Origin of the sequence: Arthrobacter sp. Soil763 (assembly GCF_001428365.1) — a bacterium.
Taxonomy (GTDB): Bacteria; Actinomycetota; Actinomycetes; order Actinomycetales; family Micrococcaceae; genus Arthrobacter.
This window is the reverse complement of sequence record NZ_LMSH01000002.1, coordinates 844,135-859,487: the sequence shown is the minus strand read 5'-3', so window position 1 is coordinate 859,487 and position 15,353 is coordinate 844,135. Positions and strand designations below refer to the sequence as shown.

General features: G+C 69.4%; 11 protein-coding genes. 3 read left to right on the top strand and 8 right to left on the bottom strand.

Annotation, left to right across the window (positions count from 1 at the left end; translation table 11 throughout):
- Window positions 1-9: 9 nt before the first annotated feature.
- The 3 genes from ASG71_RS07580 to ASG71_RS07570 are packed head-to-tail and all read right to left on the bottom strand — an operon-like array spanning window position 10 to window position 6,930.
- Window positions 10-4,878, bottom strand: coding sequence for an NAD-glutamate dehydrogenase (locus ASG71_RS07580; RefSeq protein ID WP_056738034.1), 4,869 nt, complete (start codon window positions 4,876-4,878; stop codon window positions 10-12).
- A gap of 58 nt (window positions 4,879-4,936) precedes the next feature.
- Window positions 4,937-6,289 carry an AAA family ATPase gene (locus ASG71_RS07575; protein ID WP_056738033.1) on the bottom strand — a complete coding sequence of 451 codons (1,353 nt, stop codon included), beginning with the start codon at window positions 6,287-6,289 and terminating at the stop codon, window positions 4,937-4,939.
- Complete coding sequence (locus tag ASG71_RS07570; RefSeq protein WP_056738032.1) at window positions 6,289-6,930, bottom strand: hypothetical protein; 642 nt, start codon at window positions 6,928-6,930, stop codon at window positions 6,289-6,291. Before ASG71_RS07570 ends, ASG71_RS07575 begins: the two co-directional genes overlap by 1 nt.
- 165 nt (window positions 6,931-7,095) lie before the next feature.
- Between ASG71_RS07570 and ASG71_RS07565 the strand changes: the two genes are divergently transcribed.
- Window positions 7,096-7,311, top strand: a complete 216-nt coding sequence (locus ASG71_RS07565; RefSeq protein WP_056738031.1) for a helix-turn-helix domain-containing protein — start codon at window positions 7,096-7,098, stop codon at window positions 7,309-7,311.
- Window positions 7,312-7,320: 9 nt separating this feature from the next.
- On the opposite strand, the gene ASG71_RS07560 is transcribed toward ASG71_RS07565, so the two are convergent.
- Window positions 7,321-7,893: a hypothetical protein gene (locus tag ASG71_RS07560; RefSeq protein WP_056738030.1), complete on the bottom strand. Its 573-nt coding sequence runs from the start codon at window positions 7,891-7,893 to the stop codon at window positions 7,321-7,323.
- Window positions 7,894-8,086: 193 nt separating this feature from the next.
- Between ASG71_RS07560 and ASG71_RS07555 the strand changes: the two genes are divergently transcribed.
- A complete protein-coding gene (locus tag ASG71_RS07555) occupies window positions 8,087-8,893 on the top strand; it encodes a LysM peptidoglycan-binding domain-containing protein (RefSeq protein ID WP_056738029.1) in 807 nt (268 codons plus the stop codon).
- Window positions 8,894-8,949: 56 nt separating this feature from the next.
- On the top strand, window positions 8,950-9,375 hold the full coding sequence (locus ASG71_RS07550) for an Rv3235 family protein (protein WP_056738028.1): 426 nt from the start codon (window positions 8,950-8,952) through the stop codon (window positions 9,373-9,375).
- A gap of 126 nt (window positions 9,376-9,501) precedes the next feature.
- Here the strand turns inward: ASG71_RS07550 and secA are convergent, their stop codons facing one another.
- The 4 genes from secA to ASG71_RS07530 all read right to left on the bottom strand — a co-directional run bounded on the left by secA (window position 9,502) and on the right by ASG71_RS07530 (window position 15,339).
- Complete coding sequence (secA, locus tag ASG71_RS07545) at window positions 9,502-12,237, bottom strand: preprotein translocase subunit SecA (RefSeq protein ID WP_056738027.1); 2,736 nt, start codon at window positions 12,235-12,237, stop codon at window positions 9,502-9,504.
- A gap of 84 nt (window positions 12,238-12,321) precedes the next feature.
- Window positions 12,322-13,557, bottom strand: a complete 1,236-nt coding sequence (locus ASG71_RS07540; RefSeq protein WP_056738026.1) for a winged helix-turn-helix domain-containing protein — start codon at window positions 13,555-13,557, stop codon at window positions 12,322-12,324.
- A 29-nt stretch (window positions 13,558-13,586) separates the two neighbouring features.
- A complete protein-coding gene (gene hpf, locus ASG71_RS07535) occupies window positions 13,587-14,306 on the bottom strand; it encodes a ribosome hibernation-promoting factor, HPF/YfiA family (RefSeq protein WP_056738025.1) in 720 nt (239 codons plus the stop codon).
- Between the two features lie 130 nt (window positions 14,307-14,436).
- Entirely contained in the window at window positions 14,437-15,339 is a 903-nt protein-coding gene (locus ASG71_RS07530; protein ID WP_200947949.1) for a ComF family protein, read from the bottom strand.
- Window positions 15,340-15,353: the final 14 nt, after the last annotated feature.

The following is a 15,353-nucleotide window of genomic DNA, read 5'->3' as shown; positions in this document are numbered from 1 at the left end:
CCGGCAGCCCTAGCGTCGGACGATTGACCTCAAGAGCCTCAATGCTACCGAGAGCGAGGCCATGTCATCGGCCTCGAGGGCGTTGACCTCATCGAACATGCTCTTCGCCCGTCCCAGTTGCTCGACGTTCTGGCCCTCCCACGCCGCCAGCCGCTCTTCGGCCGAGAGGTCAGCGGGGGTCGATGCCAGGACCGCCGTCGTCATGTCCGTAACGGTCGAGTACAGATCATCGCGCAGCGCCGCACGGGCCAGCGCCTGCCACCGGTCCTTCCGCGGCAGCTTGGTGATCCTTTCCAGCAGCGAATCGACGTGGAAGCGGTCGAACACCGTGTAGTAGACGTGCGCGATGTTCTCCACCGGCTCGTTCCCGGCGTGCACGATCTTGGCGATGTCCAGGAGGACGAAGCTCTCGAACAGCTCGGCCCAGCGGTGCGCCAGATCCTCCGGCAGCTCCCAGCTACGGGCCTTCTCCAGCCACTGGGAGACCCGTTCGCGGTCGCCGCCGCGCAGGTAGTCCAGCAGCCGGGCCCGCATCGGGTCCATCAGGGGCTTGAATTCGGCCACGATCTCGGCGATCGGCCGTGCGGCATTGCCCTGTCCGAGAACCCAGCGGACCGCCCGGTCCAGCAGCCGGCGGATGTCCAGGTGGACGGTGCTCCAGTGCTCGGTCGGGAACGACGCCGGCAGTTCGTTGAGCTCGGCCACCATGATGTCCAGCTCGTAGACTTCGCGCAGCGCGACGAACGCCTTCGCGACGGCGGCCTCGGGTGCCGAGGTCTCCTCCATGGCGCGGAACGCGAACGTGATGCCGCCCATGTTGATCATGTCGTTGGCGACGACGGTGGCGATGATTTCCCGGCGCAGCGGGTGGCTGTCCAGTTCCGCGTCGAAGCGCTCACGCAGCTGCTTCGGGAAGTAGGCCCGCAGCGTTTCGCGGAACCACGGGTCCTCGGCCAGGTCGCTGTCCCGCAGTGCGGTGGCGAGCTCGATCTTGGCGTAGGCCGCCAGCACGGACAGCTCCGGCGAGGTCAGGCCCTGGCCCTGTTCGAGGCGTTCCCGCAGGGTCTCGGTGGTCGGCAGTGCCTCCAGGTCGCGCTTGAGGTCGGCGGACTTTTCCAGCCAGTCCATCAGCCGCTCGTAGCTGGGGCTCCATTCGGCCACCCGCATCCGGTCGTTGAGCAGCAGGATGTTCTGGTCGATGTTGTCCTCAAGCACCAGGCGGCCGACCTCGTCGGTCATGGACGCCAGGAAGTCGGCGCGCTCGGCCGGGTCGAGCTTGCCGGCAGCCACCATGCGGTCCACGAAGATCTTGATGTTGACCTCGTGGTCGGAGCAGTCCACGCCTGCCGAGTTGTCGATCGCGTCGGTGTTGAGGATGACGCCCTGTAGCGCGGCCTCGATCCGGCCCCGCTGGGTCATGCCCAGGTTGCCGCCCTCGCCGACCACCTTGACGCGCAGCTCGCGGCCGTCGACGCGGATGGCGTCATTGGCCTTGTCGCCGACCTCGCCGTTCGTCTCGGTGGAGGCCTTCACGTAGGTGCCGATGCCGCCGTTGTAGAGCAGGTCCGCCGGGGCGAGGAGGATCGCCCGGAGCAGCTCCGGCGGGCTGAGCTGGGTGGTGCCTTCCGGCAGCCCCAGCGCGGCCCGGACCTGAGCGGAGACGGGAATGGACTTGGCCTGGCGGGCGAAGACGCCGCCGCCCTCGCTGATCAGCGACTTGTCATAGTCGTCCCAGGAGGAGCGGGGCAGCTCGAAGAGCCGCTGCCGCTCTTCGAACGAGGCTGCCTCGTCCGGGTTGGGATCGAGGAAGATGTGCCGGTGGTCGAATGCCGCGAGCAGCCGGATGTGCCGGGAGAGCAGCATGCCGTTGCCGAAGACGTCCCCGGACATGTCGCCGACGCCGACGACGGTGAACGGTTCCGCCTGCGTATCCAGGCCCAGCTCGCTGAAGTGGCGTTTGACGGACTCCCACGCGCCCCGGGCGGTGATGCCCATGGCCTTGTGGTCATAGCCCACCGAACCGCCGGAGGCGAAGGCGTCCCCGAGCCAGAAGCCGTACTCGGCGGCGAGGCCGTTGGCGATGTCGGAGAACGATGCCGTCCCCTTGTCCGCCGCGACGACGAGGTAGGAATCGTCGCTGTCGTGGCGTACGACGTCGGCGGGCGGCACGACGGTCTCGCCGTCCGCCGTCGTCACGAGATTGTCCGTGACGTCCAGCAGGCCGCGGATGAACGTCTTGTAGCTCTCCACGCCCTCAGCCATCCAGGCGCTGCGGTCCGCGGCGGGATCCGGCAACTGCTTGGCGTAGAACCCGCCCTTGGCGCCGGTCGGAACGATGACCGCGTTCTTGACGGTCTGGGCCTTGACCAGGCCGAGGATTTCGGTGCGGAAGTCCTCGCGCCGGTCGGACCAGCGAAGGCCGCCGCGGGCAACCTTGCCGAAGCGCAGGTGCACTCCTTCAACCCGGGGAGAGTAGACCCAGATCTCGAACACCGGGCGCGGGAACGGCAGGCCGTCGATGCCGGAAGGGTCAAGCTTGAAGCTGACGTGCGTCTTGTTCTGGTAGAAGTTGGTCCGGACCGTGGCCTGGATCAGGTTCTTGAGGGTGCGCAGCACCCGGTCGGCGTCGAGGGTGGCAACCTGTTCGATGGCCGTGTCCAGCGCGGCGCGGACCTCCTCCTGCCGTGCCGCGCGGTCCGCCTCGGGCAGCGCGGGGTCGAAGCGGGCCGCGAACAGCGCGTTCAGTCCGCGGGTGACGTCCGGGTTCGCCAGCAGCGTGTCGGCCATGAACTCGAAGGAGTTGGTGTTGCCCATCTGCCGCATGTACTTGGCGTAGGCGCGCAGCACGACGACCTGCCGCCAGTGCATGCCCTCGCGCAAAACGAGGCGGTCGAAGCTGTCGGACTCGACCGCGCCGGAGACGGCAGCGCCGAAGGACTCGCCGAGCAGGGCGCCGGTGCGTTCCGGGTCCACGCCGGCGGGGTACTTCAGGCCGAGGTCGTAGAGGAAGAAGTCGCGGCGGTCGGCCGTTTCGATCTCGAAGGGGCGCTCGTCGAGGACCTCGAGGCCCAGGTTGTGGAAGTAGGGCAGGATCTGGCTCAGGCTCTTGGGCTCGAGCATGTAGAGCTTGACGCGGGCGTCCTCCTCCAGCGTGGCACCGGCACCCTCGGGCAGGTAGACGTGCACGCCGGGCCGTTCCCCGCCGGCCTTGCCCGTTTCTGTCCGGGCGGCAGCGCCGTGCTGTTCGAACCGGGCGATATCCTCGAGCGCGTCCTCGACTTCGTAGTCGACGCGGTAGCTGGCGGGGAAGGCCTCGGCCCACAGCGAGGCGAGTTCCTTGGCGCCGTTTTCGCCGTCGGCGCCGGCCCGTGCGCGCAGCACCTCGGCGATGCCCTCGCTCCACGAGCGGGCCGCGCGGACCAGCCGCTTCTCGAGTTCGTCGGCGTTGATGCCGCTGGGATCGGCGTCCTTGGGCAGCCGGATCCTGAAGAACAGGCGGGCGAGGGCGGATTCGGTCATCCGCGCCTCGTAGTCGATCGAGACGGCGTTGAACGTCTCACGCAGTTCCTGCTCGATGCGCAGCCGGACGTTGGTGGTGTAGCGGTCACGGGGAAGGTAGACCAGGGCCGACATGAAGCGGCCGTAAATGTCCGGCCGGAGGAACAGCCGGGTGCGGCGGCGCTCCTGCAGGCGCTGGATTCCGGTGGTGATGGCGGCCAGGTCGGGGACCTCGATCTGGAAGAGCTCATCGCGCGGGTAGGTTTCAAGGATGCCGAGGAGGTCCTTGCCGGAGTGTGAGTCCGGCGGGAAGCCGGCGTCCCGCAGCACGGCGTCGACCTTTTCGCGCACAACCGGGATCTCGCGCACGGAGCCGGCGTAGGCGGTGGTCGCGAACAGGCCGATGAAGCGCCGTTCGCCGTTGACGTTGCCGGCCGCGTCGAAGCTTTTCACGCCGATGTAGTCCAGGTAGGCCGGGCGGTGCACCGTCGAGCGCGAGTTCGCCTTGGTGATCACCAGGGCGCTCTTCTCGCGGGCCTTCCGTCGGCCGGTCTCGGTCAGGTGCTGGATCTGGTGCTGCATGTCGGCGCTGTTGCGCAACAGGCCCAGGCCGCTGTCTTCCCGCAGTTCGAGCACGTCTTCGCCGGATTCGTTCCGCAGGTCGTATTCGCGGTAGCCCAGGAAGGTGAAGTTCCCGTCGTCGAGCCAGCGCAGCAATTCCTGCGCCTGCCGGAGCCCGGCGATCTGGCCGGCGTTCGCCACCTGGTCCAGCCCGTCGGAGACCTCGTGGGCCTTGTTGCGCATTTTCGGCCAGTCCTCGACGGCGGCGCGCACGTCACCGAGCACCCGGGAAAGGCCCTCGATGAGCTCCGCGCGCTTGGCGTCGCCGACCGGATCGATCTCGACGGCGATCCAGGACTCCATGTGGGAGGCGTTGTCACCCTCGGCGATCAGGTGCGAGAGGTTCGGCATCGCTGCCGTGTCGCCGCTGGAGATGCCCAGGTGGGAGGGCACCCGGGAAACCTTGACCAGCCGGCCGGTCTCGCGGTTGCGGGTGACGACGAAGAGCGGGTGGATCACGAGGCGGATGGCGGTCTTCTGCCGGACCAGCTCGGCGTTGACCGAATCGACAAGGAAGGGCATGTCGTCGGTGACGATGTAGACGACGCTCGATTCGGCCTCGTCGGCAATCGAAATGTTCGGTACGCCGGGACGCCGCACGGCGGCCGCCTGCAGGTGTGCCTGGGACCGGGCGTTCAGGACATCCTCGCCGTAGGCGCGGGCGTCCTCCTCTGCGAGGTGCTCGTAGTAGTCCGCGAAGTACCCTTCACCGGCACCGATCGAAACGGGTTGATCCTCCACGCTGGACCCAGACGACATCGACAAACGCCTCCATCACAAAGTTTCTGGCCGCACCGTTGCGGCCCTCATGGCGAGCCTAGCCCTTTACCCCGCGCATTGCTGTGGAAGAAAAGACAGAGGATTTCCGATTTCGCTGGACGGTTGCACAAACGAGCCCGGCGATGGCCCTCCGCAGCGGTGAGTCCGGCGCGGACTCGACCAGCAGCGAGCCGGAGAGCAGGGCGGCGTCGCAGGCCGCGGGGTCGGCGGGAAGGAATGCCTCCAGCGGCGCGGCGGGGCCGTACCGGGCCCAGGCCTCGCGCAGCTGCCGCTCGGGCGACCGGCCGACGGCGGCGGACCGCACCTTGTTCAGGACCACACGCGGCGAGGCCTGCGGGACGGCCGCCTCCAGTTCGGCCAGCCCGCGGACCAGCCGGGGCACGCCGACCGGATCGGCGGCGCCGACGGCGTACACCGTGTCGGCCAGTTCCAGGCTGCGCAGCGTTGCGGCGTTCCGGCGCGGCGCCATCGAGTCGAAGCTGAGCTCCTCGTCGGCCTCCAGGCAGAACCCGGTGTCAATGACGGTGACCTCGGCGGCTTCCCGGGCCCGTTCGTAGACCAAGGCCAGCGCGGCGGCCCGGAGCTCGGTCCAGCGGTCTGCTCGGGTGATGCCGGTCAGCACCCGGAAGGTGCCGGTGCGGGTGGCGACCGGCACGGCAACCTTGAGCAGGGCCGCGCAGTCCAGCAGGCCCTGGTCCGCCAACCGGCAGGCCTGCGCCAGACCAGCCGACTCATCAAGCAGCCCCAGGACCGCGGCCACGCTGGCGCCGTAGCTGTCGGCGTCGACCAGCAGCACCGACCGGCCCTCCGCTGCCAGCTCCGCCGCCATGTTGGCAGCGATGAGGGTGCGGCCGGGGGCGCCCGCCGGGCCCCACACCGCAATGATCCTCCCCGTGCCCGGACCGGAGGCAACAGGCTGCCCCGCGTGCGGGGCCGGGTGCTCGGCACCGGGCCGCCCCGGAGGCCGCCCACGCCCGCCGGCAGCGGGCGGCACCGCTCCGTGGTCGTCGGAGGCACGCGGAAACGACGGGGGCAGGCCCGTTGCGAGCTGCGCCACCGCGTCCTCGATGACGGCCGCCAGCGCGCCCGGCTCGACGCCCGGGACCTCGGCGGTGACGCCGATGCCCCGCAGCCGGGCGGACTCCTCGGGGCCGTCGGCCAGTGCCACGACGGCAACGCCGACGGCGGAGAGCCGGTCTACGAGCGAGGCGGTCAGTTCCTCGGACCCGTCGGCGACGACGGCGGCGCGGGCCAGGCCCGTCTGGCAGGCGGCCAGCAACTCTGCGAGTTCGCTGCAGCGGCGGACCACTGAGACCGGACCGTGCAGCCGTTCCAGCCCGTCCACCAGGGCGTCCCCGGACCGGCCGACCGTGACCACGGGGATGCCCATCAGCCCGCTCCGCCGGGGTTCCAGACGACCGAGATTCTCGCCTTGTTGGCCTGTGCGCCGAGCAGTTTGGGCATCTGCCCGTCCGGGACCAGGACCATCACCACCGTGGCCCGCTGGGAGCCCAGGGCCGTGCTGCCGGGCGTGAGCTGGGCGATTTCGGCTCCCGGCAGCACCAGCGCCGGCTCGCCGTAGCCGTTGCGCACGTCCGGCAGTGCGACCCAGACATCCACCCGGGAACCGGCGACAGCCTGCGGCGGCAGCGCCTCCTCGACGGTGAGGGCGAGGGGCTTACGGTCCAGCCCGTCCGGCTGGCCGAAACTCTCCCGCGGCAGCAACTGGTCCTTGCCGACGCGCTGGACTGCGACAAGGTCCCCGGGAACCCCCGATTCCGGGGTGAGGTAGTGCGGCTCGACGTCGTTCAGCCGCACCCGCACGCGGTGGAGCTTGTCCGCGTCCAGCCGTTCGCCCACCGCAATGGGCTCGCTGGCGGCGTAGGCCTCGGTGGTCTGGTCGGCCGCCGCCACCAGGGAGACCACCCCGGCGACGGAGGCAAGCACCAACAGGATGCCTATCAGCAGCCGCGGATCTTTCCAGGAGGGTTTCTTCAGCCGCGCGCCGCCTTCCACCGTGCCCACACCCATGCGTCCCCGCTCCCCCTGTAGCCGCGGTCCGGGCCACGGCGCCGGACACCCCTGTTGTCCCGCCCATTGTGACGAATCAGCCCGCCTGCGGGAAGATGCAGCGGCAAACCGGCCCATCGTGTGGATAACGGCCCTAAACGCCGCCAACGGTGGCAAAATGTACACATGCCTCGCTTCCTGACCCTCGCCGACGTGGCCGAGCAGCTGCAGATCAACTCTCCGGCCGCCTACGCCCTGGTCCGCAGCGGACAACTCAAAGCCATCCAGGTGGGCGGCCGCGGTCAATGGCGGGTCGAGGAATCGATGCTGGAGCAGTACATCCAGGAGCGCTACGCCGAGGCGAGCCGCATGATCGAGGAAGCCAGGGCTAAAGGCAACTAAGCCGGGACCTCACCCCTCGGCGCCGCGGACCGACCGCAGTCCGGCGAGGGCGCCGAAGGGGATGGTCGCCGTCCCGCTCACGTTCGCCGGACGGCGTTCCTCCCCGGGGCCGGTGACCGCCAGGTCCAGGAAGTCCCGGCCCACCCGGTCAATCACGCCATGCAGTACGGATTCGCCCGCCGCGCCCCGCGACACGATCACAGTCACCCGGGCTCGGTCGCGGGTAAGCTCACGCAGCGCACTCGACAGGCCCAGCCGCTGGCGGACGGCCGAGCCGGCGGCAACGGCCAGCCGGGACAGGCCCGCAAAGCGGAGGACCGCGGTGTGGGGAACCAGCAACTGGTGCCGCTCCTCGTCGAGCACCAGCCATTCGCTGCCCGCGTGACTCAAGGTGCCTTCGTAGACCGCGCCGGAGGCGAGATGGACGGCGATCCGCAGGCCTACGGAGCCCCGCAGCCGGTCAGCCAATTCGACGGTTGCGGCGTCCGCCCGCGCGCGCTCCCCGATTTCTGCTTCGAGCTCCAGGCGTCCTCCCGCGGCGAGCTGGGCCTCCAGATCGGCAAACAGGGCGTCCCAACGCATGGCGCCAGCGTAAGCGCGCGGCGGGAAGCGGTCAACGGGTAATCCACAGGCCTCCGCATGGCCCTAGACAGCGCGGCCGCCCCACGCGCAGACTCATTTAACAGCATCAAAACGCATCAAAATGCATCAAACAGCGTCAAATGCAAACGGTGAACGGTTTCTACGTCCGCCGGTAGATGGGAAAGAGGCGGGCATGGGGATTAACAGCGGATCTGGCGCCGGACGCCGGCGGCTGCTGCGGGCAGACGCCGCCACGGCTGCGCTGATCATGGTTGCCGGGATATTCCTCGCTGGCTCCGGCGCCCAGCTGGCCCGGCGCCTGCAGCCCTCGGCGGTGCGGCGGCAGGGCCTGAGCTTCGAGGAACACCTCGGCCTCGCCGCGAACGCCGCGGGCCTGATCCTTGTCGTCTGGTGGGCGTTGTCCTTCACGATCGCCCTGGCGGCGGCGGTGCTCGACCGCCGCGGCAGCACGGCCGCCGCCGCCGCGACCGGCAGGTTCACCCCGGCGTTCATGCGCCGGCTGGCACTCGCCGCCGTCGGCCTCCAGCTGGCCACGGCACCGCTGGCCCACGCCGGGACCGGAACGGCCGGCCCTGCCGCCCCTCCCCCGCCCGCCGTTGCAGCCCTGCGAGTCCCCGGCACCGGGCCGGCAGCGGCGGGAACTCCCACCCCGCAACCGGCGCCTCCGGCGCCCGGCAACGCAGGGCCAGGCATCGGCGTGGACCCGCACTGGATTCCCGCCCGGTCCCCGGTCGACGCGGCCGGCCTGGCACCGGTGCCGCGGCGCACTCCCCTGCCGACGAACGGAACAGCGGAGATCGCCGTGCGGGAGGGGGATTCGCTGTGGAGTATTAGCGCGGCCGCGCTGGGTCCGCTGGCGTCCGACGTCGACATCGCCCTGGCCTGGCCCCGGCTGTACGCCGCAAACCGGGAGACCATCGGCAACGATCCTTCGCTGCTGCTCCCCGGCCAGATCCTTCGGCTGCCCTTTCACCCCTGATCCACCCGTCCCCGGGTCCGCCAGGACCCTCAGCCCGGCAACAGCGAGGAAATCCCATGAGCGTCACTCCCGGTATCCATGCAGCAGGAGTTGTCCCCGTGCGCCCGGCGGCGCCCCACCTCCAGGTGGTGGACCTGGACCGGGAGGTCTGTGCGATCTCGCGGTCCACGGTACAGGCGGCCGTAGAGGTCCTGGCCGGCACCCGCCCGGTCCAGCAGCTTGCGCGCAGACTCGACGAGCACTGCCTGGCGGCCCTGCAGCACCGGGCGGCGCTGACCCGCCGGGTCGCTTCGGGCACCTCGCCGACGGCGGGGCGGCTGCACCGGAACCCGACGGTGCGCTCAGTCCGCGCCTGCCGGGTGTCCGAGGATGTCTACGAGGCCAGCGCGGTGGTGGCGGATGAACTCCGCGTCCGGGCGGTGGCGCTGCGGCTTGAGCGCAGCCGGCAGGTCTGGCGGGTCACCGTGCTCGAGATCGGGTGAACGGCGGCGCGCGGCGGGGGCTGCGCGCCGCGCGCCGCACCTGGCACGAACCGCGAGGAAGGGAGGAAGACGCAAACAGGCAGGGCCGGAACTGATGTTCCGGCCCTGCCTGTTTGTACCCGATCGCTAGCGGCGCTTCTTCTTGGCGGCCCGCCGCGGCTGTTCCTGCGCGGCCTTGGCCGGGTTGCCGGACCGTCCCGAGGACTTGGCCTCGACCCGGGTCTGCGCCGCGCCGTCCTCGCCAGGTGCCGTGTACTGCAGTTGCGCGGGCTTCTCCGGCGCTTCCAGCCCGGCGGCGTGGACCTGCGGTTCGTGGTGTTCGGTGTGCCCGCCGTCGGCGTCGGCCACCACGACGTCCTCCGCCGGGGTCACCTCCACCTCCAGGTTGTACAGGAAACCGACGCTCTCCTCCCGGATCGCTTCCATCATGGCCTGGAACATGATGAAGCCCTCGCGCTGGTACTCGACCAGGGGGTCGCGCTGGGCCATCGCGCGCAGGCCGATGCCCTCCTTGAGATAGTCCATCTCGTAGAGGTGTTCCTGCCACTTGCGCCCGATCACGGACAGGACCACACGGCGTTCAAGCTCCCGCATGCTCTCGGAGCCGATCATCTCCTCCCGCGCCTGGTAGGCCAGGCGGGCGTCGGAGAGGATCTCCTCCTTCAGGAACTCGGCCGTGATCCGGGACTTGCCGCCGGCCTCGTCGATTACGTCGCGGGGCGAGAAGCTCACGGGGTACAGCGTCTTCAGGTTGGTCCAAAGCACGTTGAAGTCCCAGTCGTCGCCGGTGCCCTCGGCCGTGGCCTCGTCGATGAACGCGGTGATCGTGTCCTCGATGAAGTACTGGACCTTCTCGTGCAGGTCATCGCCTTCGAGGATCCGGCGGCGGTCGCCGTAGATCGCCTCGCGCTGGCGGTTCAGGACGTCGTCGTACTTCAGGACGTTTTTGCGCTGTTCGGCGTTGCGGCCCTCGACCTGGCCCTGCGCCGAGGCGATGGCGCGGGAGACCAGCTTCGATTCCAGCGCGACGTCGTCGGGCACCGAGCTGTTCATCAGCCGTTCGGCGGCACCGGAGTTGAACAGGCGCATCAGGTCATCGGTCAGTGAGAGGTAGAAGCGGGATTCGCCCGGGTCACCCTGGCGGCCGGAGCGGCCGCGCAGCTGGTTGTCGATCCGGCGGGACTCGTGCCGTTCGGTGCCGAGGACGTACAGGCCGCCGAGGCCAAGGACTTCCTCGTGCTCGTCCTTGACGGACTGCTTGGCCGCCTCGAAGGCGTCGGGCCAGGCGGCCTCGTACTCCTCGGAGTTCTCCTCCGGGTCGAGGCCGCGCTTGGCGAGCTCGGCCACGGCGGTGAATTCGGCGTTGCCGCCAAGCATGATGTCGGTGCCGCGGCCGGCCATGTTGGTCGCGACCGTCACGGCGCCCTTGCGGCCGGCCTGCGCGACGATGGACGCTTCGCGGGCATGGTTCTTGGCGTTCAGGACCTCGTGGCGGATGCCTTCCTTGGCCAGCAGCCGGGACAGGTATTCGCTCTTCTCCACGCTGGTGGTGCCGACCAGGACCGGCTGGCCCTTTTCGTGCCGCTCGGCGACGTCCCGCACGACGGCGTCGAACTTGACGGTCTCGTTCTTGTAGACGAGGTCCGGCTGGTCGATGCGCTGCATGTCCCGGTTGGTCGGGATGGCGACGACGCCGAGCTTGTAGGTGCTCATGAACTCGGCGGCTTCGGTCTCGGCGGTGCCGGTCATGCCCGCCAGCTTGTCGTACATGCGGAAGTAGTTCTGCAGCGTGACCGTGGCGAGAGTCTGGTTCTCGGCCTTGATCTCGACGCCTTCCTTGGCCTCGATCGCCTGGTGCATGCCCTCGTTGTAGCGCCGTCCGGCGAGGATGCGGCCGGTGTGCTCGTCGACGATCAGCACCTCGCCGTCGAGGATGACGTAGTCCTTGTCCCGCTTGAAGAGTTCCTTGGCCTTGATGGCGTTGTTCAGGAAGCCGATCAGCGGCGTGTTCGCGGACTCGTAGAGGTTGTGGATGCCGAGGTAGTCCTCGACCTTCTCGATGCCGGCTTCGAGGACGCCGACGGTGCGCTTCTTCTCGTCGACCTCGTAGTCCGTCTCGGGCTGCAGCCGCAGGACCACCTTGGCGAACTCGCTGTACCAGCGGTTGGTGTCGCCCTGCGCGGGGCCGGAGATGATCAGCGGGGTGCGGGCCTCGTCGATCAGGATGGAGTCGACTTCATCGACGATGGCGAAGTTGTGGCCGCGCTGGACCAGCTCGGACTTGTCCCACGCCATGTTGTCGCGCAGGTAGTCGAAGCCGAATTCGTTGTTTGTGCCGTAGGTGATGTCCGAGGCGTACTGTTCGCGCCGGACGGCCGGGTCCTGGTTGGAGAGGATGCACCCGCTGCTCAGGCCCAGGAAGCGGTAGACACGGCCCATCAGGTCGGACTGGTATTCGGCCAGGTAGTCGTTGACCGTGATGACGTGGACGCCCTTGCCGGTGAGGGCGTTGAGGTAGGCCGGAGCGGTGGCCACCAGGGTCTTGCCTTCACCGGTTTTCATTTCGGCGATGTTGCCCAGGTGCAGGGCGGCGCCGCCCATCAGCTGGACATCGAAGTGCCGCATCCCGAGCGTGCGGGAGGACGCTTCGCGCACCGCGGCGAACGCCTCGGGCAGCAGGTCGTCGAGCGTCTCGCCGTCGCCGTGCCGCGCCCGCAGGCGGTCGGTTTCTTCCCGCAGTTCGGCGTCGGTGAAGGTCTTGAAGGAGCTTTCAAGGGCATTGATGGAATCGGCGTAGTTCCGCAGTCGCCGCAGGGTCTTTTTGTCACCCGTACGGAGAAGTTTTTCAATAAGTGATGCCACGTGAAATTGCTCCCAGTCTCCAGCTGCCGAATTCCGGCGTGTTTAGTCTACGGGAGAGACGCACGGCCGGCCGCGCCCGTTCCCTCAGAGCGGGGGCAGCCCTGCCACGGCCTGCCCCAGCGCCGGAGCCAGGTCGCCGGCCGGTGCCACGACGACCCGTTCCAGTTCCAACCACTCTGCCATGAGCTGCAGTTCCGCGGCGAGTTCGACGGCGGTATCCGCCGGCGCGCCGGGCTCGGCGTGGCTCGCCCTGGCCAGCAGGGTGCCGGCTGCCCGGTCCGCTTTCAGGTCCACGCGTGCCACGATGTCCTCGCCCAGCAGGAACGGCAGCACGTAGTAGCCGTAGCGGCGCCGGGGCTCGGGGGTGTAGATCTCGATCCGGTAGTGGAAGCCGAACAGTTCTTCCAGCCGGCGGCGTTCGAAGACCAGGGAATCGAACGGGCTTAGCAGCGCCCGGCCGTTGGCGGCACGCGGCATCCTCGCCTCGGCGTGGCGGTAGAGCGGCCGGTTCCAGCCGTCCACCGTCACCGGTTCGAGCCGGCCGCTGGCCACGAGCTCGTCCACCGCGGCGGCAGCGGCACGCACCGGGGTGCGGAAATAGTCCGCGAAGCAGCGCACGGTGCCGATCCCGTGGGCCTGCGCGGCGGCGTCAATGAGCCGCACCATCGCGGCGGCAGCGTCCGGCTCCCGGGCGGCAGGGTCCTGGGAGGACGGGGCCGGGGTGGCCAGCACCCGGGAGGTCAGCGTGTAGCGGCGTTCGAACGAACCTGTGCGGGAGGCGGCCGTCACGAGCCCCTCCTCGAAGAGGTGCTCCAGGACCCGCTTGACGGCGTTCCAGTTCCACCCCCAGTTTTCCGTCGTCCGGGCCTCGACGTGTCCGAGGCGGGCCGTGAGCTCGGCGGCGGTCAGCGGCCGCCCGGCGGACAGCGCTTCCAGCACCCGGCGCGCCACATCGCCGCGCAGCTCCGGATCCATCGCGTGGGCGCCGACCCAGGTGCGGTTCTGCCACAGCAGCAGGTCCTGGAAGTGTTCGGGCCGGATGAAGCTGGCCTCATGGGCCCAGTACTCCATCATGCGCCGGGGGTGGGTCCCGGCCATGCGGTGCAGGATGTCGCGGTCGTAGTTGCCGAGCCGTGAAAAGAACGGCAGGTAGTGGCTGCGCGAGAGCACGTTGACGGAATCGATCTGGACCAGCTGGAGGCGGGCAAAGGTCCGGCCCACCGCCCGTGCGCTCACGGGTGCGGCGGGCCGGACCTTGTCCAATCCCTGGGCTGCCAGTGCGATCCGCCGCGCCTGCCGGAGGCTCAGCGATGCGGGCACTTCATTCCCTTCTTCGGGCGGTCGCCGGCTCAGGCGCTGGCGGGCTCATCCTCAGAACGATAGGCGATGATCTTCTCTTCCAGCGGAGCCGCGCCCGGCTCGCAGGTCTGGTCCAGGCTGATCACGCCGTAGGTCCAGCCTTCGCGGCGGTAGACCACCGAGGGTGCCTTCGTTTCCTTGTCCACGAACAGGTAGAAGTCGTGGCCGACGAGTTCCATGTTGTCCACCGCGTCGTCGAGCGTGAGGGACGACGCCGGAAACACCTTCCGGCGGATCAGCACCGGCGAGTCTCCGGCCGGGATGTCGTTCTCCACCTCATACGGCGACTTGGCGGCCGGCTCGGGCTGCGGCGGGTGGCTCGCCTCCTCGTAGATGGGCTCGCTGGTGCTGGCAGGCTCCAGCGTTGCGGTCGCCTCCGTGACGGACTTGGGGGTGTGCCGGCCGTGGTGGACCTTCTTGCGGTCCTTGGCCCGGCGGAGCCGTTCAAGAAGTTTGTTGTAGGCCAGGTCGAACGCGGCGAACTTGTCCGCGGCACTGGCTTCGGCACGGATCACGGGGCCGCGTCCAAGGACCGTCAACTCGACTGTGAGCAGTTCTGCGGTCTGCCGGGCCTTGGTCTCCTTCGTGACCTTGGCGTCCACCCTCTGGACCTTGTCCCCCAGTGATGCGATCTTCGAGATCTTTTCGTCGGCGTATTCGCGGAACCGGTCTGAGACCGTCAGGTTACGACCGCTGATCATGAACTCCATGGTGCCCTCCAAATGACTTCGGTGACACGACGGCGGCACTTCCGGGGGCTGGTCTGACGGACAGTCGAGCCCCTTTCCGAGCCGCTATCGACAGGTACATCTGTTCTTGGTACCCATGTTCGACGTTAGTTCATCGCCCCCCGTTATTCACCTTTTCTTGGTTTATTTTTTTCTCCCCGGCCGGGCTGTCCCGCGGTGGCGGGGCTGAGGCGGGCGGACCTGAGCGGTCGGGCGGGCGTGTCGCGGCGAGGACCGCCGCACCGCGGACCACACCGCCTCCGGCGCGGATGGCCCGGGCCGCCTCTGCCAAAGTGGCACCGGTTGTCAGGACGTCGTCCACGAGCAGGCACGGCACCCCGGCCAGGCCCGCCTGCCCGGCGTTAGTAAGCCGCATCGAACCCCGGACCCTCCTGGCCCGGGCGGCCCGGCCAAGGCCCTTCTGCCCGCCGGGCCAGCCCCCCGCCGGGCGGCCGCGGAACCGCCCCGCAGGCCCGGCCAGGCGCAGCACGCCGGCGACTTCGGTGCCCGGCAGGACGCCGCTCCGGCTAGCCCGGGACAGGAGCAGGTGCACCGGGCTGAACCCGCGGCGGCGGAAAGCGGCGCCGCTGGTGGGCACCGGCACCAATAACAGCGTCTCTTCGTGGCCGCCGGCCGCAGCGATGGCCCGGGCCAGCGCCGGGGCGAGTTCAGCGGCCAGCCTCCCCTGGCCGTGGGCCTTGAAGGAGAGAAGTGACCGGGCCAGCTCCCCGCGGTAGACGCCTGCAGCCACCACCGGCAGCAACACCGCGCCGTCCATGTCCATGAGCGCCGGGGCCCGGGATTCGGCGCGGAAGGGGCTGGCGGTCAGCCGGCGGACCCGGCGGGCACACCCGTGGCAGAGGGCCGCGTCCTCCGCCCCGCAGCAGACGCAGTCCACCGGCACGGCGAGGGTGAGCAGTTCCGCTGCGGCCGTGGACACCCGGTCCGCTGCGCGGGCCTGCCAGCGGCGGAAGTCCCCGCGGTGTTTCGCCGTTTGCCGGCCGCTGGAATCCATTCTCCAAGGCTGGA

Bases quoted from the DNA above. Each gene is read 5' to 3' on its own strand.
- ASG71_RS07575 (WP_056738033.1), bottom strand. From the start codon at position 6,289: ATGGGCATCCCCGTGGTCACGGTCGGCCGGTCCGGGGACGCCCTGGTG.
- ASG71_RS07550 (WP_056738028.1), top strand. From the start codon at position 8,950: ATGAGCGTCACTCCCGGTATCCATGCAGCAGGAGTTGTCCCCGTGCGC.
- ASG71_RS07555 (WP_056738029.1), top strand. From the start codon at position 8,087: ATGGGGATTAACAGCGGATCTGGCGCCGGACGCCGGCGGCTGCTGCGG.
- ASG71_RS07560 (WP_056738030.1), bottom strand. From the start codon at position 7,893: ATGCGTTGGGACGCCCTGTTTGCCGATCTGGAGGCCCAGCTCGCCGCG.
- ASG71_RS07530 (WP_200947949.1), bottom strand. From the start codon at position 15,339: ATGGATTCCAGCGGCCGGCAAACGGCGAAACACCGCGGGGACTTCCGC.
- ASG71_RS07570 (WP_056738032.1), bottom strand. From the start codon at position 6,930: ATGGGTGTGGGCACGGTGGAAGGCGGCGCGCGGCTGAAGAAACCCTCC.
- ASG71_RS07565 (WP_056738031.1), top strand. From the start codon at position 7,096: ATGCCTCGCTTCCTGACCCTCGCCGACGTGGCCGAGCAGCTGCAGATC.
- hpf (WP_056738025.1), bottom strand. From the start codon at position 14,306: ATGGAGTTCATGATCAGCGGTCGTAACCTGACGGTCTCAGACCGGTTC.
- ASG71_RS07580 (WP_056738034.1), bottom strand. From the start codon at position 4,878: ATGTCGTCTGGGTCCAGCGTGGAGGATCAACCCGTTTCGATCGGTGCC.